The organism is Methylobacterium brachiatum (assembly GCF_020523825.1).
GTDB lineage: Bacteria > Pseudomonadota > Alphaproteobacteria > Rhizobiales > Beijerinckiaceae > Methylobacterium > Methylobacterium brachiatum.
The window spans coordinates 31,675-53,275 of sequence record NZ_JAJALK010000026.1; the positions used below are offsets into that span (position 1 = coordinate 31,675).

At 62.0% G+C, this 21,601-nt stretch carries 22 protein-coding genes and 2 pseudogenes; 11 read left to right on the forward strand and 13 right to left on the reverse strand.

Annotated elements, in window-relative coordinates:
- Positions 1-4: 4 nt before the first annotated feature.
- The gene (locus LGR69_RS29800; protein WP_230368345.1) at positions 5-1,381 is read right to left on the reverse strand and encodes a nucleotide-binding domain-containing protein; all 1,377 of its coding nucleotides are present in this window, start codon (positions 1,379-1,381) and stop codon (positions 5-7) included.
- Positions 1,382-1,395: 14 nt separating this feature from the next.
- Positions 1,396-2,481 carry an SAVED domain-containing protein gene (locus LGR69_RS29805; protein ID WP_091995105.1) on the reverse strand — a complete coding sequence of 362 codons (1,086 nt, stop codon included), beginning with the start codon at positions 2,479-2,481 and terminating at the stop codon, positions 1,396-1,398.
- 785 nt (positions 2,482-3,266) lie between these two features.
- On the opposite strand from LGR69_RS29805, the gene LGR69_RS29815 reads away from it, so the two are divergent.
- The 8 genes and pseudogenes from LGR69_RS29815 to LGR69_RS29850 form a co-directional block, all read left to right on the forward strand.
- Positions 3,267-3,815, forward strand: a complete 549-nt coding sequence (locus tag LGR69_RS29815) for a recombinase family protein (RefSeq protein WP_091995102.1) — start codon at positions 3,267-3,269, stop codon at positions 3,813-3,815.
- Positions 3,760-4,035, forward strand: a complete 276-nt coding sequence (locus LGR69_RS32260; RefSeq protein ID WP_370881422.1) for a WGR domain-containing protein — start codon at positions 3,760-3,762, stop codon at positions 4,033-4,035. The genes LGR69_RS29815 and LGR69_RS32260 overlap by 56 nt, the downstream gene beginning before the upstream one ends.
- Before the next feature lie 18 nt (positions 4,036-4,053).
- Positions 4,054-4,656, forward strand: coding sequence for a DUF6338 family protein (locus tag LGR69_RS29820; RefSeq protein WP_091995096.1), 603 nt, complete (start codon positions 4,054-4,056; stop codon positions 4,654-4,656).
- Between the two features lie 281 nt (positions 4,657-4,937).
- Entirely contained in the window at positions 4,938-5,456 is a 519-nt protein-coding gene (locus LGR69_RS29825; RefSeq protein WP_139239556.1) for a hypothetical protein, read from the forward strand.
- A 1,092-nt stretch (positions 5,457-6,548) separates the two neighbouring features.
- On the forward strand, positions 6,549-7,892 hold the full coding sequence (locus LGR69_RS29830) for an IS1380 family transposase (RefSeq protein ID WP_091995330.1): 1,344 nt from the start codon (positions 6,549-6,551) through the stop codon (positions 7,890-7,892).
- 192 nt (positions 7,893-8,084) lie between these two features.
- Positions 8,085-8,408, forward strand: coding sequence for a cytochrome d ubiquinol oxidase subunit II (locus LGR69_RS29835; protein WP_091995050.1), 324 nt, complete (start codon positions 8,085-8,087; stop codon positions 8,406-8,408).
- 11 nt (positions 8,409-8,419) lie between these two features.
- Positions 8,420-8,536: a DUF2474 family protein gene (locus LGR69_RS29840; protein WP_139239545.1), complete on the forward strand. Its 117-nt coding sequence runs from the start codon at positions 8,420-8,422 to the stop codon at positions 8,534-8,536.
- Between the two features lie 360 nt (positions 8,537-8,896).
- Positions 8,897-9,342, forward strand: a pseudogene (locus tag LGR69_RS29850) (transposase); the annotation flags it as partial.
- Positions 9,343-9,372: 30 nt separating this feature from the next.
- Here LGR69_RS29850 and LGR69_RS29855 read toward each other — a convergent pair.
- The 6 genes and pseudogenes from LGR69_RS29855 to phnC form a co-directional block, all read right to left on the reverse strand.
- Positions 9,373-10,005, reverse strand: a complete 633-nt coding sequence (locus LGR69_RS29855) for a LysR substrate-binding domain-containing protein (protein ID WP_082167375.1) — start codon at positions 10,003-10,005, stop codon at positions 9,373-9,375.
- Positions 10,006-10,098: 93 nt separating this feature from the next.
- Positions 10,099-10,227, reverse strand: a pseudogene (locus tag LGR69_RS29860) (LysR family transcriptional regulator); the annotation flags it as partial.
- 10 nt (positions 10,228-10,237) lie between these two features.
- Complete coding sequence (locus LGR69_RS29865; RefSeq protein WP_048464248.1) at positions 10,238-11,269, reverse strand: phosphonate dehydrogenase; 1,032 nt, start codon at positions 11,267-11,269, stop codon at positions 10,238-10,240.
- An 8-nt stretch (positions 11,270-11,277) separates the two neighbouring features.
- On the reverse strand, positions 11,278-12,111 hold the full coding sequence (gene phnE / locus LGR69_RS29870) for a phosphonate ABC transporter, permease protein PhnE (protein ID WP_048464249.1): 834 nt from the start codon (positions 12,109-12,111) through the stop codon (positions 11,278-11,280).
- A 4-nt stretch (positions 12,112-12,115) separates the two neighbouring features.
- Positions 12,116-12,988, reverse strand: coding sequence for a phosphate/phosphite/phosphonate ABC transporter substrate-binding protein (gene phnD, locus LGR69_RS29875; RefSeq protein ID WP_091995058.1), 873 nt, complete (start codon positions 12,986-12,988; stop codon positions 12,116-12,118).
- A 13-nt stretch (positions 12,989-13,001) separates the two neighbouring features.
- Positions 13,002-13,811: a phosphonate ABC transporter ATP-binding protein gene (gene phnC, locus LGR69_RS29880; protein WP_048464251.1), complete on the reverse strand. Its 810-nt coding sequence runs from the start codon at positions 13,809-13,811 to the stop codon at positions 13,002-13,004.
- Positions 13,812-14,459: 648 nt separating this feature from the next.
- Between phnC and LGR69_RS29885 the strand changes: the two genes are divergently transcribed.
- Positions 14,460-15,011, forward strand: coding sequence for a hypothetical protein (locus LGR69_RS29885; protein WP_139239624.1), 552 nt, complete (start codon positions 14,460-14,462; stop codon positions 15,009-15,011).
- 107 nt (positions 15,012-15,118) lie between these two features.
- Complete coding sequence (locus tag LGR69_RS29890) at positions 15,119-15,328, forward strand: hypothetical protein (RefSeq protein WP_139239622.1); 210 nt, start codon at positions 15,119-15,121, stop codon at positions 15,326-15,328.
- Between the two features lie 103 nt (positions 15,329-15,431).
- Here the strand turns inward: LGR69_RS29890 and LGR69_RS29895 are convergent, their stop codons facing one another.
- The 5 genes from LGR69_RS29895 to LGR69_RS29915 form a co-directional block, all read right to left on the reverse strand.
- Positions 15,432-16,775, reverse strand: a complete 1,344-nt coding sequence (locus LGR69_RS29895) for an IS1380-like element ISMex4 family transposase (protein WP_043765794.1) — start codon at positions 16,773-16,775, stop codon at positions 15,432-15,434.
- Between the two features lie 122 nt (positions 16,776-16,897).
- Positions 16,898-17,326 carry a type II toxin-antitoxin system VapC family toxin gene (locus LGR69_RS29900; protein ID WP_091994704.1) on the reverse strand — a complete coding sequence of 143 codons (429 nt, stop codon included), beginning with the start codon at positions 17,324-17,326 and terminating at the stop codon, positions 16,898-16,900.
- A complete protein-coding gene (locus LGR69_RS29905) occupies positions 17,323-17,652 on the reverse strand; it encodes a FitA-like ribbon-helix-helix domain-containing protein (RefSeq protein WP_307356114.1) in 330 nt (109 codons plus the stop codon). Before LGR69_RS29905 ends, LGR69_RS29900 begins: the two co-directional genes overlap by 4 nt.
- A gap of 9 nt (positions 17,653-17,661) precedes the next feature.
- Positions 17,662-20,601 (reverse strand): MobF family relaxase, encoded by a 2,940-nt coding sequence (mobF, locus tag LGR69_RS29910; protein WP_091994697.1) that lies wholly within the window; start codon positions 20,599-20,601, stop codon positions 17,662-17,664.
- Entirely contained in the window at positions 20,598-20,894 is a 297-nt protein-coding gene (locus LGR69_RS29915) for a hypothetical protein (protein ID WP_091994694.1), read from the reverse strand. The genes mobF and LGR69_RS29915 overlap by 4 nt, the downstream gene beginning before the upstream one ends.
- A 227-nt stretch (positions 20,895-21,121) precedes the next feature.
- On the opposite strand from LGR69_RS29915, the gene LGR69_RS29920 reads away from it, so the two are divergent.
- Positions 21,122-21,598 (forward strand): hypothetical protein, encoded by a 477-nt coding sequence (locus tag LGR69_RS29920; RefSeq protein WP_091994692.1) that lies wholly within the window; start codon positions 21,122-21,124, stop codon positions 21,596-21,598.
- The last annotated feature ends 3 nt before the right edge of the window (positions 21,599-21,601 follow it).

Genomic DNA, 21,601 nt, shown 5'->3' on the forward strand with positions numbered 1-21,601 from the left:
TCCACTAGCGACGCCACCACTTGCCGGGCGCGATACGCACCAGATGCGCCGTTTGCGCGACGATAGCTCCCCCCTTGGTGATTGTGCAGATCATCTGATGGTTGCCCTTGTAAGCCGTACTCGTCCAATGCGTGTAGTCATTGCTCGGCGGGCTTGAGTGTTTCAGCGCATTGTCGTCCGAAGCTTCGTCGCCGCTGTTACGAATTTCCCAAGTGACTAGGAACGGGTGCGGAACGTTTGTACCTTCGACAGTAAATTTGAGATGCACGTTCTTCTGTAAGACCCCGCCGCCGCTCGCATACGTGCGATAAGGTCGACCACCTTGTCTGCCGGCCAGCTCGCATTTAATTTTTACGAAGTATGGCATGAGGGCGGACGCTGTGATCTCCTCATCCAGCGCGGCCTTGATAACTTTCTCTTTATCTGCCCAAAATGAATGGTTGAAAACCCAATCCCAAGCAGATCTGGCCTTGTCTCTCGTGCAATTTTCCTGGTCAAATAGGGGACTGAGCTTGGCGGCAGCCGCATTGATCTGTTTTTTCAGACGGTTTACCTGGCTTTGGATCTCAGTGTTTTCTGTAAATTCGTTGCCTGAAACTGGATTGTAGACTTTGGTGTGAATATCGAGGCGGTTCTTGAGAGCGATGATCGTATCGTAAAGCGCCCGATCATCGCGGGTGTCGTTCGGAACGTAGACCTCTGCCACGAGAGTCGACACGATGAGGCCGCCGGGCAAGCTCCATGAGGCGCGTGAACGGGAGAACCATTTGAGGAAGCGGACAATGCGTCGGAACTGCCCGTCCTTGACCTTCGGGTAGTACCCGAGGACAGGCATGGCTTTGGGGCTTTTCTCAGTCACGCATTTGTTGAACCACGTATTGACCGCCATCGGATCGCGGGGCTTCCAAGATGTGCTCGCATGCTCCGTATGGAGGGTGCCTGTGGCATCCGTGTAGGTGCGATAGATCGCAAAATCGATGTGGTATCCATCGGCATAAGCAACCCGCACCGCATTCTTCTTGGCGGTCGGCTCCTGGGTGAAATTCGTGCATCGTTTAGCAAGCGCATCTGCAATGCGCTGGCGTGCTTTAAGCGGATCAGATGGCAGATCGTCCTTGTTGAATATCAATCCAACATCGATATCGAAGTCGTTAGTATCTGATGGATCTTGGTTGAGGGTGTGCATCGCATAGCTGCCCTGGTTGTACCAGGTCGTTGGATAGGGACGCGGTAGTCCGGTCTCCGCAGTCAGATCGTTCAGTCCAGCGTTCAGGCGGTTCAGATTGAGGTCACGTTTTGCGGCAAGATCGTTCCGGCGCGTTGTGCCCAGACGAACATGCGTATCGTAGAATACTTGAAAATCCGCCTTGAGATCAAACATCCACATTTCACACCTCAGGGGACAACGAGTGTTGGTTTGACGACCATTTCATGTGGAGGCGTGTCGCGCGTAACATCGACGCCCCAAGCGTAGGCTGGGTTATTCTGCGAGGTGTAGTTGTAGACGAAGACACGATTGTGGATGGTGCGGCTGATTTGCCGCCCAAGGCTAAAGCCTAAACTCACTGGGCCTGAGTAGAAGACGTGGACCGGAAAGCCGCTGTCTAGGTCGTTGTGGATCTCATCCAGCGCTTGGCGGAACAGCTTGCATATGGCGTGAACTTGACCGTAGTGCGTGACCTTATCAATAGCCGGCGCTTCGATGCGGAGCGTATATTCTCGATAAGGACCCGGAATGATTTTCGCCACCTCGGCGGTAGGTACTGGGTAGCTGATTTCAATCCGCATAACGGCGGCAGTTGGGTTCGCTGGATCAGCAACCTGGGTAAGCTTTGGCTTTAGGTTTGCTCCATCGCCGGCCTTAAGCTCATGCCATTTGTTGTCGTTTCTGTTCAACTCGAACAGGGCAACTTCCGGGAAGGTCGAGATGCTGCAGCCGGTTAAGAATTGGAACGGGATGTGCACGATCCCGTAGTAGCCAAGAGCCGCATCCGGATCGCTGCGGCGGACGCCGGCAATGTGCTGCGCAAGTTTCTCCTGCAGGCGGACGGCGCCGGTCGGATCGACCGGTTGACTGTTCATGAATGAAGATTGATCGCAGTCGTAGACCTGAACTCTCCGCCGCCGCATGCGTGCTGGTAGCGTGTCAGAGGGCAGATTGGCGGCCAGGGGCTGAAACGACTGGTGGCGGATCGCCACAAATTGACCCTTGCTGGTTCCATCCCGATCCCTGATGAAGCCTAAGACGAACAGGAAGATGCCGGGGCCAATGAGCAGCAGGCCAATCCACCAAGGAGCATCCAGGGAAAGTCCAAGCTTCCAAGTGTTATTCAGGTAAGCAAGTAAGGCATCCCGAGGCCCTGGAGAAACAACAGCGATCCCGCCTATGATGAGCGCCCCACCAACAACCCGGTAAGGACGACCAGGAAAGTTTTCGGTGTCATCGCCTTTCCCAAAAAGGCGGCTGATGAGCTTCGTCATCGTAGATCGGTACCCCATTTTGCCATTGGTTAGCGTCCTGACAGGACAATGGCTTGGCTTATTGTCTAACACCGCCAAGTCGCTCGTGCATGTTTTGTTCCACGAAAGGCAACCTAAGAGAGTGCGCTCGACATTGAAAGATTGAGGCGGCGATTATCGCATTCGCCAAAGCGCCCCGATCAGGCCGAGATTGGCGAGGCTGAGAGCGAGCAGCAGCTACCAGAAGGCATCCGCAAGGTGTCCGAACACGTTAGCTTTGACGTGAGCGCCCGGCTGACGTTCGAGGTCAGCGATGGCGTGACCCCGATGCAGTTGCATTGCACCGGCACCCCGCACCGGTCGGGCAATGTGCTGGCGGTAGCCCTCGCGCCCCGCGTAGCGAGCCGCGTCATCGCTGGCTTGAGGCGCAGGCGGGAACTCACTCACCCGCTGCTTGAGGCGCTGTGCGCCGTGCCGTCATTGAGGAATGAGTGGAGGGCCGTGTGGCCCTCCACTCTTACGGATGAAAATGTGTCAACGCGAGCAGCAAGTAAGCGCCCGCAATAAGCAGGTGAAGCGAAAATTGAACGGTCACAATGGGTCTCCTTTCGAGAGAGCCAAAGCCGTTTCTCAAGGCACGTTCCGGCCGAAAAAATATAGTTTTTGATAGAGCAAACTAGCGACCTGAAAGCGGTTTTATGCCGTCCTCTGTCCGTTTTGATGCAAAACTCCAAATTTTTGAATCAAAACGGGCGCGGTGGTGAAGTTAGGCTGTCTTGATGCATATATCTGATGCATAATGCGGCATGATTTTCGGCTATGCCCGCGTGTCCACCGAAGCCCAAGATCTAGCCAACCAGCGGGCGCAGCTCGCTGCCGCCGGGTGCGAGCGCATTTTCGCCGACAAGATCACCAGCACCACGGCCGACCGGCCACAGCTCAAGAAGCTGATGGCCACACTGGCGGCTGGCGACCTGGTTATCATTCCAGCCGCGGACCGCTTGGCCCGTGATCTAACCGATCTCCTGATCCTCGCCCGCGATATGCACACCGCCGGGGCCGGGCTGTGCTCCCTGGCCGAGCCGGTTGTGGACACAAGCGGCGACTTTGCCGAGGTGGTGCTGGCGGTCCTAGGCGTATCCGCCAAGCTCGAACGCCGCCGCATCCTTGATCGCACGGCACGGGGCCGGGCCGACGCCAAGGCCAAGGGCGTCAAGTTCGGCCGCAAGCCTAAGCTGACCCACTTCCAGCAGCGGGAAGCCCTACAGCGCCTCGATACCGGCGAAACCCAGCGCAGCGTTGCCCGCAACTTCAACGTCAGCCAAGCCACCATCGCCCGGATACATCGCCCATGAACTGCGTGCAGCTCCGCCGGGCGGACGAGGTGCAGAACATGCGCCGGCTCTACGTCTTACCCTCCAACTCGACCTGTTCGGCGGCTGCGACCTGATGCGGGAATGGGGGCGGATCAGCCGGGCCAGCACCGTGCGGCGCGACCACTACCCCTCCCCCGTCGAGGCGCAAGTGGCCGTGGAGGCCAAGCGCAGGGACAAGGAAAAGCGCGGCTATGCGTGACCGGGGAGGAGTGAACTGGTGCCTGATCTAAAAGATCTGAATAACATCTACCTGGTCGCCGCGTTTATTATCCCCGGTCTCATCATCACATACATCCGTGCGCAGTTCATTGCCGGGCGTATGGAGAAATTTAGCGACGCCGCCCTTGGGTATCTCACGCTCACGCTTGTGTATTACGGAATTTCAATTCCGTTCATCGGTCTGATTTTAAATCTTGAGAAAGGGCTGCTGAAAACGCTTTTGTGGTGGGCGCTGATTATCGTGGGGCCGTCTGCCTTCGGCTTACTGTTGGGTGTGGCAATACAACGCGACTGGTTGCGGTGGATAGCAACCAAGCTGCGGTTGCGCCTCGTCCACAACACGCCAACCTCGTGGGATTGGCGGTTCGCGACCTGCGAAACCGCGCGGTTTGTTATGGTCACGCTTACGGACGGCACCAAGTTCGCGGGCATTTTCGGTGTCAATTCTTTCGCGTCGACGGACCCCGCTGAACGCGATCTCTACATCGAAGAAGTCATGGACGTCGATGAAACGGGTGCTTGGAATTACCGCGACGAGGTTCACGGCGTTTTGCTGCTTGCGAAAGAAATTCGGTTTATAGAATTCAAGAAGGAGCTTTGACAATGACAAATGAGAATAAAGGGCGACCTGGCTACGCGCAGGACGGCTGGCGGCCGATCAATGAAGGACACCGGCCGCAATTGGATCGCGGCCATCAGCCAACCTACAGCCCCTCCAACCCCGGCGCCGGGCATCAGCCCTCCGCGCCTGGTGAGCGCCCTGCCCCGCCGACCACCGGCAGCGGGGCGATCCCGCCCGCCAAGCCCAGCAAAGAGTGACGCAGCGGCGTTGTAGGGCCTGCCGGCAGGCCTTCACCTTCCCGGGGCATTAGAGAGTTTGAAATGGCGGACTTCGGCGCGATGTTCGACAAGGCGAAAGCTGCTGCTGAGACGACAATCCAAGGCTATCGGGATGCTGATGAGCGCAGCCAAGAAGCGCAGAGCAAGGCGTTTTCAGAGACGATGAAACCTCTGAACAATGTCGTGCGACCGATCATCGAACAGGCCAAGCAAGATTTGGCACCACGAAATGTCAACGTGGACGTCGACCATGACGAATTTTACAACACCCTAAACGGCAAGCGTATCCCGGCACTGCACTTTCAGTTGAGCCACAATGGTATAAAAAGCCGGATCTACATATTTGAGATTGCTAACAAATTGTTCTCATGCAGCGCCGATGATGGCAGCAAAAAACCTGCCGGACAGCGAGCGGGTGTGTTTGCGACGGATAGAGGAAATGTGACGACCTCACTTGTGGAGGATGCTATCTCGCGCGCGATCACCGATATTACGCAAGCGATGGAACGACAGGAGTTCCAGAAGCTACATCCAAGCGTTACGCCCCGTTCGACCACGTAAGAACTCAGGAGCCACTTACAGGCGTGTGCTGCCTCCTGCCGGGGCCCCACTCTGACGCTACTGGCTTCCGATAAGCGGACGGTATCGGAGGCCAGAGAGCTCGGAAGGCGTTTGTGTCGTGACTGCCCTTCCCACCTAAGAGCGTTTGCGGCCGAGTACGTAGGCCTCAGAATTTTGCTTACCCTGTCGATCTAGCTCTTGCGGACGATAGGTCAGTGCAGAAATCTATGGGTACGATTTGCTCAGGTAAATCGTACGTACAATCTAGCGATGTTTTGTTGGAGGGTGCAATGATCCCAGTCCCTAGACCATCTTTCGTATATAAATCGGATGACATTTTCGAGCTGGTTTTTTTACGATACTGGCGTGAACATCCCGAATTAATCCAAAGTAATACGCTAACCGGTCAGTATGATGACGTAATCCTATCACAAAAAGCTGGAGATCACTGTTTTTCGCGATCAATCTGTGATGATTTCGTAAAATGGTGGAAAGCTTCTTCACAAAAAGAAAGATCTACTTACGCAGTAGACACTATAAACAAAAATCTAAAATTGGGTTTCGTTATAAGTATACCAGACGGCCTTATAAATGAATATCTTAAAACTGAAAAACTATATAAAATGGACATGTGTTTTAGTCTTGTATAATTCCGCTTGTTGCGGATGAGATTTTTGCATACCTCTACGTAATCTTGATATAAATCGAGTCTCTTTATTGCTTGAAGATAGCTGGTTTATTGCAGCTCGGAAGAGCTAAGATGAACCAGCTATCTGGACTAGTATGGAAACAAGCAGATGCCGTGCTCAAAGACATCCGCTTGGTGCTTCCCTTCGCAGCGTCGGGCTGCATATCGCCGGATCAGCTTTCCCAGTGGGCCCACCCATAGCGATCCTGACAAGATAAGAAGCACGGCGGACTCGTCGCAAACATACGGTTTATCGATCGATGCTGTAGCCTCGCTCACTAGCCCGTCTTATTCACGAGGACGGTGGATCTGGGATGGCGAGCGTAGCGTAAAGCATTGATGTGGCTTAGGGATTGGGTGCTGACGCCAAGCCTTCAGACCGCACCGAGCCTGCCACGCCCGCCATGTCCGATCCTACGTGTCTCCCGTTCGCGTTTCCATCCGTTCGGGGCAAGAAGCTCACAGCCGCCTTCGATGGCGGACGCCTGACCTCGGATGGCGGCGTCCTGCTGCTCGCCCAGGCCGCCCGGCGGTTGGACATCGCCGACAAGCTCGCCGCCGTGATCCCGGACCGGCGTGACCCCAGCCGGGTTCTGCATCCCTTGCCCGAGATCCTGCTGGCGCGCATCCTGGCGATTGCCTGCGGGTATGAGGATGCCGACGACCTCGACCACCTGCGCACCGACCCCGCCTTCAAGCTCGCCTGCGGCCGCCTGCCTGAGAGCGGGCACGACCTGATGAGCCAGCCCACCGTCTCGCGGCTGGAGAACACGCCGGGCCTGCGCGACCTCATCCGGCTCGGGCGGGTGCTGGTCGACCTCTACTGTGCCAGCTACCCCGTCCCGCCGGCCGCCGTCACCCTAGACATCGACGACACTTGCGACGTGGTGCACGGCCAGCAGCAGCTATCGCTGTTCAACGCCCATCACGATGAGCGCTGCTTTCTGCCGATCCACGTCTACGACACGGCCACCAGTCGCCCGGTGGCGATGATCCTGCGGCCGGGCAAGACGCCCTCGGGCCGCGAAGTCCGCGGGCATCTGCGCCGCCTCGTCCGGGCGATCCGCCGCCACTGGCCCAACACCGCGATCACCATCCGGGGCGATGGCCATTACGGGCGGCCCGAGGCCATGGACTGGTGCGAGAACCATGGAGTCAGCTACGTCTTCGGCCTGAGCGGCACCAAGGCGTTGGCCGCCAAGGTCGAACAGACGGCCGATCACATCAGAGTTGTGCGAGCCATCGACAACGAGGATGCGGTGCGCGGCTTTGCCGAGACCCGGCACGCGGCCAAATCCTGGCGGCAGCAGCGTCGCGTCGCCGCCCGCATCGAGGCGACCCGGCTCGGCCTCGACATCCGCTATGTCGTCACAAACATCACGACCGGCACGCCGGAATGGCTCTATGCCGACCTGTACTGTGCCCGCGGACAGGCCGAGAACCTGATCAAGCTCCACAAGAGCCAGCTCGCCTCCGATCGTACCTCCTGCCGGCATCCCGCCGCCAACCAGATGCGGCTCGTCCTGCACACGGCCGCCTACTGGCTGATGCTGAGCGTGCGCGACACCATCCCGAAGGCGCACCGCCTCGCCACGGCCGAGTTCGCCACCCTCCGGCTGCGCCTCCTGAAGCTCGGAGCTCGCATCCGCGAGACCGCCAGCCGGGTTCGCCTCGCCTTCGCCGCCGCCTGCCCTGATGCTGACCTTCTGCGCCACCTCGCGACCGCGCTCGCCCCGGCGCCAGCCTGAACGACGGGGCAGCGACGCCCCGACGAACCCGTCCACATCCCTCCAGCGCTGACAAAACATTCCGGATCCACACGCGTCAGAACAGACGCGCGATCCCGCTCGCCATCAGCCTAAAAACCACCGCCGACAAAGCCCGATGAATAAGACGGGCTAAGCCCTGCATTCCGCGGACGTTGGTTCACCTGGCCGGCGATGGCCTTCGTTGCTCCCGTCCCAGTCCTCGTTGCTCTTCTCGGCTTGCGTCTGCGTAACGCCCTCGACCGGCGGGAGGAGGTCATGCCATTCCTCTGTGGCCTCGGCCTGTTCCTACTGTCCTATGTCGGGCTCGGCATCAGCCTGTTCCCGATGATCGTACCGCCCACGGTGACGATTTGGGATGCGGCCACCCACCCAAGCAGCCAGCTCTTCCTGATCGTCGGGACGGTCGTATTGCTGCCGATGATCCTCGGCTACACCGCCTATGTCTACTGGCTGTTCCGGGGGAAGGTCACCGCCGGTGCCCCGGGCTACCATTGAGGAGCCCCATCATGTCCGTTCCCGTTTCGATGCGTCGCCTCGGCTGGTTCGTGGCACTCTGGGCCGGCGGTATCGCCTGCCTCACTGCGGTCGCCCTCCCGCTGCGCTGGCTGCTCAAAGTCGTCTGACGCTACCAGTGTGTGCTCTGCTCAAGTTGTACGCCCGCTTTGAGCAGAGCAAAAACTTCACCCCTCTTTGGGGACATGCCGGGCTGGGAAAAATCGGCCCCTTTGAGCGGCATCCGATCAGGTTGTGTCGTATCCCTCTGATGCGAGGTCGTTGCAGCACTTACTTGGTTGGAAGCGTGTCGGCGCGCGTTTGATGGCCTCCCACAGATCTAGGGCGGTGTGAGCCGCCCTGGTGCGGCGAAGGCCTTTCTGCTTGGCGAAGGGCTGCTCGATTGATGGTGTGGATGGCCCCTGCGACCCGACCGGCTGGCTTCGGACCGGGCTAATTGAGAGGAGCAGCCAGGACCGCATGAGCTGGACATGAAGCAAGATCAAAAGACGGGTGCGGGGCAGGTGGTGCTGAAGCTGCGCCAGATCGAGGTTCAGACGGCGCAGTTCAAAAGTTTGGCGATAGCGTGCAGAGAGGCGGAGATCTCCGAGCAGAGCGACTCACGCTGGCGCAAGAAATACGGCGGCCTGCAGATCGACCAAGACCGTCGGATGAAGGATCTGAAGCGCGAGAACGCGCGATTGCGCCAGCTCGTGTCTGACTTGTTCCTGGAGAAGCAGGTGCTGGTGGACGTCGCCGCGGGAGCCGAAGGCCAGCGCCAGCAAAACTTATAGCCCCGGAGCGACGCCGGCAGGCAGTCGACGGCATTCGTGAGAAGTATGGTCTCTCAGAACGCCATGCCTGCCGGATCGTCGGCCAGCACCGGGGCACGCAACGCTACGTGCCGACGGTGCCGGCTGACGAGGATGCGCTGACCCTTTTTCGTCGATGACAGCATCCATGGCCGTCATGCAAGGGCTGCGATGAAGCCATCGGCCAACGTTGTGCCGGGCAGCGGGTATCGATGAGCCGCATACAATGTCTTACAGAGGTCGATGCCCTTCAGGGGCAATGCCACAAGCAACTCGGCACGAACCTCGTCCGTGACGGAGCTTGCCATCACAATCGAGATGCCAATGCCGGCCCGCACCGCGCGCTTGACCGCCTCTGTGCTTCCAAGCTGGTGGTGGATACCGAGGTTCGCCCCCGCCGCACCCAGGGCCTCTCGTAAGAGGCGTCCCGTCCCGCTGCCAGGTTCGCCCCCAAGGAGTGGACGGCCCACAAGGTCGCCTGGGGTTACGCTTTTCCAGGTCGACCATGGGTGGTCCGGTCCGACAATGACAATCAGCGGTTCGCGACGCCAAGCACGTGCGATCAGACCAGGCCGAGCCTCCCACCATTCAACCAACGCTAGGTCGATTTCACCGGCCTCCAACCGATCCATGACGTAGGGATTAGTCCCGATCTCGACCTGCGGGGACGTCGCATTGGTCGCTTGGTAGGCACGTAGCAGGTCGGCCAGGAGATAGGTGCCAACGTTGCCGGATGCACCGATAGCAAGACGGCCGCCATTGACGGCTTCCTCCGCGCGTCGGCTCAATCGTAGGAGCGCCTCTGCGTGGGGTAGTAGCGCTCTACCCTGGGGAGTGGGCCGGCATCCCGTGCCATGGCGCTCCACGAGGGGTGCCCGCAACGACGCCTCGAGTTTTTGCACGTGCTGCGAAACCGTGGACTGGGCCAATCCGAGGCGACGACTAGCTTCTTGAAAACTGCCTGTCGCGAGCACGGAAAGCCATGTCTCGACGTGGTGAAGGTTCAGCACAAGTATGCTTTCACAATGACGGAGCGTGCCCCTTGCGCTGCGTGCGCGGCTGCGATGGCCAATTTATCGCGTCCGGCGGCTCTTTGCCCTGAAGGACAGCCAACAAGTTGCGAGCCGCCGCTGCCTCGATTTCGCGACGCACCGCAACGACACCGGAACCGAGATGAGGCGTAAATAGAGTCCTGTCATGATCGGATAGAAGCCTCGGCTCGATGCTTCGCGGGCGATCGTCGAGGGCCCAATCCTCCATTTCGAATACGTCCGCGGCATAGCCGCCGATGCGTCCACCGGAAAGAGCGTCGGCAACCGCAGCCTCGTCTGCCACCGAACCGCGACCGGCATTGACGATCCGTAACCAAGGCTGAGCCTTGGCGAGAGTCTCAGCGTTCAGCAGGTGACGAGTAGCAGGTGTCAGGGGAAGTGCCAGGATAAGCAGGTCTGATTGTGCAACGAGTGTCTCCCAAGCGACCCTCCTCAGACCGAGCGCGCGTTCTGCGTCCACGGGGAGCGTCGCGGCATCGAAGTACACGATCTCCCTGGCACCGAAGCCTCCGAGCCGACGCGCAATGGCTTGGCCGACCTTTCCCATGCCGGCAATGCCGATGACGCTGCCTGATAACCCCGCGCCGTAGAGGCTGGCGCGCCAGCCCTCGAATCCGGCGCGCACAGCCCGGTCTCCGATCAAAACATTTCGGCAAAGACCGATGGCCAGACCAACCGCCAGTTCCGCGGTCGGCTCAGTGAGCAGGTCCGGGACTGCGGTCAACCAGACCCCGGCGTCGGTGCAAGCGGTGACGTCGAAGTTGTCCCACCCCTTAAGGGCACACGACACAACCTTGAGCCGTGGGCAGGCCGCGAGGAAATCGGCGTCCACGCGATCCGTCATGAAGGTAAAGACCCCGTCGGCATCAGCGCAACGGCGCTTCACTTCCTCAGGCGGCCAGGGGTCCGGGCCTGGATTGACGTCGAGGCTGCAGAGCGGTTCCAGGAGGGCCTCTGTCTCGGGGAAGACAGGGTTCGTGACGACGACCTTGGCGCGCATGCAATCTCTCACTTAAGCCGGCGGCGCAGCAGTCCGCCCAACGCATCGACGAGGGTAACGGCGCCCAGGATGCACAGCATGATCGCTGCGACCTGATCGTACTGAAGGAGCCTTAGCGAGGCGATGAGTTCAAAACCGATGCCGCCCGCCCCAACGACGCCGAGCACAGTCGATGCTCGGAAATTGTATTCCCATCGATACAAGGTGGTGTCCGTCAGCTGCGGCAGGACCTGTGGCAGCACAGCATGCGTCACGACCTGGAAAGGTGAGGCACCTGCCGCTCTCGCGGCCTCGATGGGCTTCGGATCGGCGTGCTCGATGGCCTCGGCGAAGAACTTGCCGACCATGCCAACGGAATGCAGGCCGAGAGCAAGCACGCCCGGTAGGGCCCCGAACCCGACGGCGGCCACGAAGAAGATGCCCATGATGAGCTCCGGGACGGACCGGAGCGCATTAAGCGCGATGCGCGTCGCACGAAACACCAGAGGATGAGGACTGGTGTTCGGAGCCGCGAGCAGCCCAAGCGGTAGTGAAAGCGTAACGGCGAGAGCCGTCCCAGCGACGCTCATGGCGAAGGTATCAACGATGGGGGACAGCCACGACCGCCAGCGTGTGAAATCAGGTGGCGTCATCTCGTCGACGAGCTGCGCAAGGGCGGGCACACCCTCCGCCAGACGCACGGGATCCAGCAGCCCGACCTTCCAGAGGCATGCAAGGATCCCGAGAGCGATCGGTAGGACGAGGATCTGCCGCCGTAGCGCCGTTGATCGGGCCTGATCGAGCAGGACGTCGTAGACCGCAGAAGGGGCCGGGAACGACGTAGGAAGGCGTGATTGGGGCATGCCGCTAGCCCTTGACCTTGGTAAGGTCGATGTTGAGGAGCTTGGCGGTCTCGCGCAGGACGTCGTAGTCCGCATCCGTGATCGGGCCGAAGGCCTCGGCCTTGAAGGGCTTCAGGATCGCCGGATCCTTCATCTCAAGGAAAGCAGACTTGATCTTGTCCTTCAACGCCGGCGTGAGGTCGCCGCGCAGGGTCCACGGATAATTCGGGATCGGCCGGCTCTCGGCGACGACCTTCACCTTAGAGGAATCGATGAGCTTCCTTTCGACGAGCGTCTCGAAGATGGTCCGACTGATCCCCCCAGCCTGGACATTGCCGGCCTCCACTGCGCGAGCCACAGCATCGTGTGTGCCAAGGTGCTGGAACTTGAAATCCTCCCCGGCTTCGAGGCCAAGGTTCTTGAGCAGGCCCCGCGGGATCAGGTGACTTGACGTCGAGGCCGGATCGCCGAAACCGACCGTCTTCCCTCGTACGTCCTCGGCCTTTGCAATGCCGGCATTGACGTTCGCGATAAGGTAGCTCGTGTAGGTCGGCTTCCCCCCTGAGACCAGGGCAGCGAACGGCTCGATCCCTGGCGAACGGCTTTTGGCCAGCACGTAGGACAATGGGCCAAAGTACCCAAGGTCGATGCGCTTGAACCGCATTGCCTCGATCATGGACGAGTAGTCTGTGGTGACGACAAGCTCGATCCGCTTACCAAGCCTTTCTTCCAGGTAAGACTTCAGACCCTGATTGTTCTGAATGATGGTTGAGGCGCTCTCATCGGGCAGCAGCGCGACTTTGAGAGTGTCGGGATCGGCGCCCTGCGAGAGCGACGGTCCGGTTCGCAGCAGAGCGCCCAGCACAAAGCCGGCACCGAGGGTACGTCTTGAAATCATGGGTTGGTTTCCTTTAGGCGGGCTGGGCGGCGTAGGACGGCTCACGGCGGGGCCGCACTCGTTCGTCTTCGACGGCCCTTGGGGCGTCGGTCCGTGATCCGTAGATCCGCTCAAGGCTCGCCTCGCAGAGCTGATCGGGTGTTCCATCGAACACGACGGCCCCAGCCTGGAGACCGATGACGCGATCTGCGAAGCCGCGCGCCAAGTCGACTTGGTGCAGGCTTACTACGGCCGTGATGCCATCGGCCTTGCAGATCGTTCGCAGGAGATCGAGGACGCGTGCCGCGGTGGCCGGGTCGAGGCTTGCTACCGGCTCGTCGGCAAGGATCAGCCGAGGTTGCTGAGCCACAGCCCGCGCGATGCCGACACGTTGCTGCTGCCCGCCCGAAAGCTGGTCAACTCGGGTTAAGGCCCGGTCGAGCAAACCGACCCGTTCGAGTGCCTCCAGGGCGATGCGCCGATCTGCAAGGGGAAGCGGAAGCAATGAGCGAAGGGCCGAGTGATGACCGAGCCGGCCAACGAGGACGTTGGCCAGAGCAGTCAAGCGGCCAATAAGATGGTGATGCTGGAACACCATGCCTGTTGCAGCCCGATGCCGGCGCAAAGTTACGCTTCCGGAGTGGATGTCGCCATGAGCCGTCGACACGACCTGCCCGTTCGTTGGCCGGACCAGACCGTTCAGGCACCGCAACAGCGTGGACTTGCCCGCACCCGACGGACCGAGAAGCACAGAGAACTCGCCCTGGTCGAACGTTAACGACGTCGGATTCAGGGCGGTTAACCGCCCCGGATAGGTAACTTGAAGGTCGTAGATGGACAGCATCAGTCGCCAATCGATTCCTAGATCAAAGAGAATATTCGATCGCGTTTTCCGATACGGGGGGGAGATGACAATCGAATGACTTCAACCTGGTTCACCGACGTCACCAAGAGCCAGATCGACTGGTTGCCCCTGTTAAAGCATGGACCTCCCGGCCTGGGTGTGGTTGACAATCAAGCTCTTAAAGTCCCAGCTTTTATGACTAGTTTTGACTGCAATTTCATAAAATCTATACAATGCCAATGGATGCATTCATATGACAGTTATTTATCGTTTATATCTTGAGCTTGTATACTTAATAAATGTAATAATGAAATCAAATTAAGTGTAAATATTCCTTTGTAAATCCCATAAGGACAAACCGTCAATGATAATCCCTGAATTTAAAAAATATTACTATGATATTATGAAATCGATTCCCTACATACTGCCCGTAAAACATAACAGACATAATTATAGGATGTAGCACGTTACCTCATGCTTAAGGATAAGAAATTTTTGCTGCCCATTGAGGGGTGTTCTGGGCCTCGCTACGCTGTGACTGATCGCTTTCCGATTAATATAAACACAAGGGGTGGACATGCGCCAAAAAGCGCCCACATGACTCTAGAAACTGTAAAAAAATCAGCTCAAGAATTGTAATGGATAACGGTGCGCAACATGAGCAAATCTTCACTTGATGACAACACAGCAGCGAACCGTATTCGGCTTCACAATATGGAGCAGCGTCATAAAAGACTGCAGATCGCTTTGTTGCAATATCCCGAGTTGGCTAAAGCTAAGCCTTTTGAGAATGTTACCCGCTTCGCCGAACTCAGAGATCAAGTGATTGAGCCGACCATGCACGCATTTAGCCGCGCCGGTTCACTCGGCAACTACGCTCATCACGTCGTCACTGATAACGATCACACCGACGAAGCCCTTGCTGTCGTCGGTGCCGGTATACGATTGATCCTCTCCGATACCGCACTACCGAATGGGATCAATCTTTATGAAATTCCTACCCTAAGCTTCTATCATGATCGATTAGAGCAATACGTGCAGTGTCGTGTTGAAATCTACGACGCGTCTCGGGATGGCGATGACCGCCTTGTTCATTGTCTCAACATCGAGACTCCGCTCGACTTTGACGCCTTAACGGCTGCCGCAATCGAAACCAAGCTCCATCTATTCATGGAGGCGCTAGCGCAATATTCAATCTGATCACGAACGACATAATTAATAAACCTTGCTATCGAACAAGTATAACACCGAAACCTCATACCTTCATCGACAAAAGTGAAGGTCAACAATTCAATGACGAGACTTACATGATCATTCAACTCGGCGGCCACCTCGAACGCGCTTTTCTACTCGCAGGGAGGCGTCAAAGCACTTCACAGCCTCCGTTGGTAGAAACTGAACGTCTTCCTGCTGCAACAGATGCCTATCGGTCGTTCTTCCATCGTGCAGGAACCATCGCCGTCTTATCTAACCCGCTTTATTCACCAGGGTTTGGCTGGCGACGTGTTTTGAGCTGAAGGCGAGCGGGATCGTGCGTCTGTCCTGACGCGTATGGATCTGGTTGTGCTGTCGGCGCTGGAGGGACGGGAGCGGTGTCGATGGGGCATCACGCCCCGTGGTTCAGGCTGGCGCTGGGGCGAGTGCGCCCGCGATATGGCGCAGCAAGTCGGCCTCGGGACAGGCGGCGGCGAAGGCGAGACGAACACGGGCAGTGGTCTCGTGGATGCGAGCCCCAAGCTTGAGCAGGCGCAGGCGGATCGTCGCGAACTCGGCCTTGGCCAGGCGATGGGGAGCCGGGATGGCGTCGCGCACGGTCAGCATCAGCCAATAGGCGGCGGTGTGCAGCACGAGCCGCATCTGGTTGGCGGCCGGATGCCGGCAGGAGGTGCGGTCGGAAGCGAGCTGGCCCTTATGGAGCTTGATCAGGTTCTCGGCCTGTCCGCGGGCGCAGTACAGCTCGGCGTAGAGCCATTCGGGCGTACCGGTGGCGATGTTCGTGACCACGTAGCGGATGTCGAGGCCAAGGCGGGTCGCCTCGATGCGGGCGGCGACGCGGCGGTGCTGCCGCCAGGATTTGGCTGCGTGCGTGGTCTCAGCAAAGCCGCGCACGGCATCTGTGTTGCTGAGGGCCCGCTCGACCCGGATGTGATCGGCGGTCGGCTCGACCTTGGCGGTGAGCGACTTGGTGCCGGTCAGGCCGAAGACGTAAGCGACGTCGTTGTCCTCGCACCAGTCCATCGCTTCGGGCCGCCCGTAATGGCCGTCGCCACGGATCGTGATCGCGGTCGTCGGCCAGTGTCGGCGGATCGCCCGGACCAGACGACGCAGATGGCCCCGGACTTCGCGACCCGAAGGCGTCTTGCCCGGCCGCAGGATCATCGCCACCGGGCGCGAGGTGGCGGTGTCGTAGACGTGGATGGGGAGAAAGCAGCGTTCGTCGTGGTGGGCGTTGAACAGCGACAGTTGCTGCTGGCCATGGACCACGTCGCAGGTGTCGTCGATATCCAGCGTGACAGCCGCCGGTGGCGCGGCGTAGCTGGCGCAGTAGAGGTCGACCAGCACCCGTCCGAGCCGGATCAGGTCACGCAGGCCCGGCGTGTTCTCCAGCCGCGAGACGGTGGGCTGGCTCATCAAGTCGCGTCCGCTGTCGGGTAGGCGACCACAGGCGAGCTTGAAGGCGGGATCGACGCGCAGGTGATCGAGGTCGTCGGCATCCTCGTACCCGCAGGCGATGGCCAGGATGCGCGCCAGCAGGATCTCGGGCAGAGGATGCACGATCCGGCTCGGGTCACGCCGGTCGGGGATCACCGCGGCGAGCTTCTCACCGATCTGCATCCGCCGGGCAGCCTGAGCGAGCAACAGGACGCCCCCGTCCGAGGTCAGGCGTCCGCCGTCGAAAGCAGCTGTGAGCTTCTTGCCTCGAACCGATGGAAACGCGAACGGCAGACACGTAGGATCGGACATGGCGGGCGTGGCGGGCTCGATCTGGTCTGAGGACTTGGCGTCAGCACCCAATCCCTAAGCCACATCAATGCTTTACGCTACGCTCGCCACCACAGATCCACTGCCCTCGTGAATAAGACGGGCTAGGCTGCGACGGCGTCCCAGGGGTTGATGACCTCAAGGCCGCAGCCCTCGAAGCCCCCCACGTCTCGCGTGGCGATGCGGAAGCCGGCCGCCGCCGTGACGGCGGCGATCAGTGCATCGAAACCCTCGATCCGAACGCCGGCCATGCGCCGTGCCGTCGCGATCCGCGCATAGTACTCGGCGGCGCGGCTGTCGAACGGAAGGATGTGTCCGGCAAACTCCTCTGAGAAGATCGCCTGGACTACCGACTCCAAGCCCTCACGGCGGCGTCCGGCCGGAAGAGTCGCGACGCCGTAGAGGATTTCTGCCCGGTTGATGCTCGTTGTGTAGAGCGATGCGCGGGGTTGCGCGGCAACCCATGCGATTACGGTCGGGTCGGGCTCCGGCCGCATCAGCTCCGAAATCACGTTGGTGTCGAGGACGATCACAGCTCGAAGCTTAGCGGCTCTCCGATCGAGATGGCCGGATGGTCGTCAAGCTCGATGCCGCCGAGGGGTGCGACCCGCCGACGGATCGCTTCTGCCAGGTTCACCGACTCGGCCGCCTCGGTGTCCAGCGTATCCGAGAGGATCGAACGCACCTCGGCTTCCATCGATCGACCGTTCCTGGCGGCCCGCATGCGAAGCCGCTCTTTCACCCCGCCGTCGAGGTTACGGATCGTGATCGTCGCGTTGGGTGCATGAGAAACCGCCATGCTCTGATTGTAAGCGTTGCTAGCGCTGCTAGCAACGAGATCGTTTTTGGTACTTTGCATCCGGCCTCCTCATCGCTCGATGTGCCGACCCCGCTCACGCTGAGACAGCGGATCGGGGCGGCCGAGGCGACGGGCAAGCTCCCCTACCAGAGCACGGGACACCCGTGCCGGTGCCTGTGTCAAACGACGCCCGTAGGCATCCACCAGCCGCCACGTCGGCACGATGAGCTGCTCGACGCCGAGCCACACCGTGGCCTCCCGCAACAGACGCGCTGCGCGCATCACGCGCGGCACGTCCAACCCTCGGCCGATGGGCTCGCGCGTTCCCAGTGATCCCTCGCGCACGAACGCGACCCGGTCGGCGGCGTAGTCGACCACGTTGATCTTCTCGCTGTAGGTCCGCGCCTCGCGGAACAGGCGCTCCAGCACCATCGCGTCGGTCGCCGGCATGCGCGCATCCTCCTGACGCTGTCGGCACAGGGCGTCGAGCCGGTCGCGCTCGACCACCACCCTGGCCTCGTGCCGGTGTCGGGTCAGGCCGACGTAGAGCTCCCGCGCGTCGGTCGCCGCCCCGACATACATCACCGCTGCGGAGGAGGTCCGGCCCTGCGCCGCGTAAGCGGTGCCGGCATAGGCGTGCACGATCCTGGGTTGAGACCGCGCCCGGCCGAACCGCGGCTGTTGCGCCAGATCTGACCACGCCACCTCCAACGCGCGACCATCCTCCAGCGTCAGGCGCAGGCGTACCGCTTCATCCGGCTCGGCCGTGATCGCCGCGACCCTGGCGCGGTTGCCGTTGCGCAGCCCGAGATGCGGCAGGCTCTCGCCGAAGCGTAAGGCGTCGCCGACTGCGAGCGCGAGCGGCGCCGGCCTGTCGTCGCGGTCGCGCGCCGGCAGGGTGACCAGGTCGGGGCCGAGGCGCCCCTCCGCCCGCAGCACGGCCCGCGCCCGGACGTTCAACGCCGCGGCGTCGGCGTTGCGCCGGGTTACGATCAGAACATCCTCGCCATGCGCCGCGCGCTGCTCGTTCCAGACCGCGAGCACGCGCGCCTGCGCGGCCTCGGCGCCGGCGACCAGTTCGATCCGGTCCCGAGTCGCGTAGGCGCGCAAGCCCGCCTCGACCTCGCCGCGTGCCATCAGCACCGAGGCGGCGCGCTGCCACTCCACGGCCTGCCGGCGGACGTGTTCGAGCACGGCGGAGCGCCCGACCACGTCGGCGACCGCCCGGAGCGCGCTCGCGCCGCCGACCGAGGCGAGCTGCCGCCGGTCGCCGATCAGCACCACCTTCGCCCCGGCCGACTGGGCTGCGCTCAGCACGGCTTCCAGGTCACGCGTCGCGACCATCCCGGCTTCATCGACCAGCACCACGGTATCAGCATCGAGCGTAGCCGGGCTGTCGAGCCTGTGGGTGGTATCCGGGCCTGCCGCCCGTGTCAGGTCGTGGCGCCAGCGCGCGATCGCCTGCGCCGGGATCCCGGTCGAATGCCCGAGCTCGTCGGCAGCCACCCACGACGGCGCGAGGCCGATCACGCGGAGGCCGGAGGCACGGGCAGCGGCGACCAGGGCGGCCGCCGTCGTGGTCTTGCCGGTCCCCGCACCGGCCTGCAGCAGCGACACCCCGTCCCGACCAGCGGCGTGACGCACGGCCTCGCCCTGCTCCGAGCTGAGGTGAGGGGCGTGCGCCAGCGCGTCCTCGACCGCCTCGGGCGTGATCCAGCTCCGCTCCAGGGGGCGATCGGCGGCGCGCAGCATCGCGGCCTCGCAGGCGGCGATGCCCGGGCTGGTCCAGCACGCGCTGGCGCCGGGCACCATCGCGGCATCGGCCAGTGGCATCAGCGTGCCGTCCCGCTCGAGCCGGGCGAGCTCCGCCGCCACGGCGTCGACCCCGAGGCCGGCGACACCGGCGATCTCCAGGGCCCGCTGGAGCAGGTCCTTGCGTGCTAGAACGCTCTCGTGCCGGAACAGGGCCGAGGCGGCACGCGCCACCGGGCCATCGCCGGGGATCTCGGGCGGGTCGAACGGGAGATCTCGTTCGCGCTCGGTGGCCATCGCCAGGGCGGGGTCGCGCTCGGGGTGACGCGCGGCCAGCCACGGATCGATCGCGCAGGCGGCGAGCTCCTCCCGCCAGCGCGCCTCCAGCTCCACCCCGGTCGGCAGCTCGTCCTTGCCCCGGCGGGTCGCCAGGGCGGCGATCTCGCGCTGGGCGCTGCTGGCCCCCGCCCCTGCATAGGCGAGGATCTGCTCCGCGCGCTTGGAGAAGGCCGCGAGCAGCGTCTCCGGCAGCCCGGCGACCTCCCACTGCCCGCGCCCGGCCTCGCGATACTGCAGGCCGAAGCGCTCGCGCAGGTCCTCGGCGAGGGCGGCCCTGTACGCGGCTCCCACCCCGAGCTGGGCCGCGTACAGACGGTCGGGCTCGATGGTCAGGTGTGTTCTTGATTTGTACCGCCCGGATCCGGCATTCTCGGGCGTACCGGCGACGTTGATCAGCACGCAGTGCGTGTGGAGGTTCGGATCGCCCTCCCGGGTCGTATAGTGGTCGAACCGGCCGACGATCAGGTCGCGCGGGCGATGCTGCTCCGTGCCGCCGGCGCCGGTCCGGACGGTGACGAGCCCCTCCGCGACGACGAAACCGAGCGCTCGCTCGACGGCAGAGCGGTGGGCGGCCTCGATCGCCGCGCGCTGCTCGGGCGTGCCGGCCATCCAAAGCACGGAAATCGACTTCCCGGGTGTCAGGGTGCAGTCGACCCCGGCCCAGTGACCGGGGCCGGCGCCGCGGACCAGCGGCTTGCCGGTGCCTGGATGGATCCCCGCACACAGGTCGCGGAACGAGGCCGCATCGATCGCAGCACCGTGGCGCACGACCGTCTCGCCGCTGCTCCACCACACCCCGCCGCCGTCTGCGAGGTAGTACTCGTCGCGTCGATCCGGCCGGGCCTCGCGCTGGCTGTCCTGCGTGTAGTACGCCGCCACCGGTGAGCCGGCACCCAGTCGGTGTAGCGAGGCGGTCACGGCACCGGATCGACGACGCCGTCGCCCTTGCGCAAGCGGCAGACCTTGGACAGATCAATGCCGGCCGTCGGCGCACCGAGTTCGCCGACGGCCTGAGCCATGTCGAGGATGGCGCCGTCGACCTGCTCCAGGCGCTCGACCAGGGTCCGGTGACGGATCGCCACCTCCAGGTGCTGGGCGATGCACGCGGCGGCCAGGCTCTCGGCGGACCAGCCACGCTCGGCCGCGGCGGCTCGCAACCGCGCGGTGAGCGCCGCCTCCAGGGTCACGGTGAGCTTGACCTCCTGGGTCATCGGCGTACCTGCTGCGCGTGGATCGGGTCGGCAGCCGTGGCACGGTCGAGGCGGTCGGGCGAGGCCCACGCCGCCGTGCGGTTAACGCTGGGTCACTTCAGTGCGTGAGGTGTGACCCATCTCGACCATGGTCTTTTAACGGCAAACGCAACGGCAAAGGCTGGCAGCCCTGGCAAGCGCTCTGGGCCAAGCCACCGTTAACCCCGGGTCGGGCAACCCTCCCGGCCATGACCCTCGATCCCAAGCGCCTCGCCCGGGACGCCAAGCGCGTCCAGGCCACGCGTCCCGCCGGCGGCATCGGCCGGGAGACCACCGGCGTGACCCGCGCCGTGCGCGACGGCCTGCCGATGATCCGACAACTGCGCGAGGGCGGTATCACCTGGGCCGCCATCGCCGCGGCGATGAGCGCCCAGGGCGTCACCCAGGGTGCCGGTCGCCCCCTGACCGCGTCCCGGCTCACCGCCATCGTCGGACAGGTCGAGGCGCAGCTGCGTCGACAGGCCGAGCAGGCCACCGCACGTCGCGGTCGCGCCGATCTCGCTGCTCCTCAGCCCGCGCGCACCGACCTCACTGCCGCCCCAGCGCTGATCGCACCGGTCCCGCCCGCTTCGCCGCCCGCTCCCGACAGTACCGCGCACGCCAGCGAAGAGGCGATCCGGCGCGCCGGCCTCGACGCCCTGCACAAGCTCCTGAAGAAGGCCTGACCT

What these genes read in the sequence shown, in the direction of transcription:
- LGR69_RS29800 (WP_230368345.1), bottom strand. Translation starts at nt 1,381, where the DNA reads ATGTTTGATCTCAAGGCGGATTTTCAAGTATTCTACGATACGCATGTT.
- LGR69_RS29805 (WP_091995105.1), bottom strand. Translation starts at nt 2,481, where the DNA reads ATGACGAAGCTCATCAGCCGCCTTTTTGGGAAAGGCGATGACACCGAA.
- LGR69_RS29815 (WP_091995102.1), top strand. Translation starts at nt 3,267, where the DNA reads ATGATTTTCGGCTATGCCCGCGTGTCCACCGAAGCCCAAGATCTAGCC.
- LGR69_RS29825 (WP_139239556.1), top strand. Translation starts at nt 4,938, where the DNA reads ATGGCGGACTTCGGCGCGATGTTCGACAAGGCGAAAGCTGCTGCTGAG.
- LGR69_RS29830 (WP_091995330.1), top strand. Translation starts at nt 6,549, where the DNA reads ATGTCCGATCCTACGTGTCTCCCGTTCGCGTTTCCATCCGTTCGGGGC.
- LGR69_RS29835 (WP_091995050.1), top strand. Translation starts at nt 8,085, where the DNA reads ATGGCCTTCGTTGCTCCCGTCCCAGTCCTCGTTGCTCTTCTCGGCTTG.
- LGR69_RS29840 (WP_139239545.1), top strand. Translation starts at nt 8,420, where the DNA reads ATGTCCGTTCCCGTTTCGATGCGTCGCCTCGGCTGGTTCGTGGCACTC.
- LGR69_RS29865 (WP_048464248.1), bottom strand. Translation starts at nt 11,269, where the DNA reads ATGCGCGCCAAGGTCGTCGTCACGAACCCTGTCTTCCCCGAGACAGAG.
- phnE (WP_048464249.1), bottom strand. Translation starts at nt 12,111, where the DNA reads ATGCCCCAATCACGCCTTCCTACGTCGTTCCCGGCCCCTTCTGCGGTC.
- phnD (WP_091995058.1), bottom strand. Translation starts at nt 12,988, where the DNA reads ATGATTTCAAGACGTACCCTCGGTGCCGGCTTTGTGCTGGGCGCTCTG.
- phnC (WP_048464251.1), bottom strand. Translation starts at nt 13,811, where the DNA reads ATGCTGTCCATCTACGACCTTCAAGTTACCTATCCGGGGCGGTTAACC.
- LGR69_RS29890 (WP_139239622.1), top strand. Translation starts at nt 15,119, where the DNA reads ATGATCATTCAACTCGGCGGCCACCTCGAACGCGCTTTTCTACTCGCA.
- LGR69_RS29895 (WP_043765794.1), bottom strand. Translation starts at nt 16,775, where the DNA reads ATGTCCGATCCTACGTGTCTGCCGTTCGCGTTTCCATCGGTTCGAGGC.
- LGR69_RS29905 (WP_307356114.1), bottom strand. Translation starts at nt 17,652, where the DNA reads ATGCAAAGTACCAAAAACGATCTCGTTGCTAGCAGCGCTAGCAACGCT.
- LGR69_RS29915 (WP_091994694.1), bottom strand. Translation starts at nt 20,894, where the DNA reads ATGACCCAGGAGGTCAAGCTCACCGTGACCCTGGAGGCGGCGCTCACC.
- LGR69_RS29920 (WP_091994692.1), top strand. Translation starts at nt 21,122, where the DNA reads ATGACCCTCGATCCCAAGCGCCTCGCCCGGGACGCCAAGCGCGTCCAG.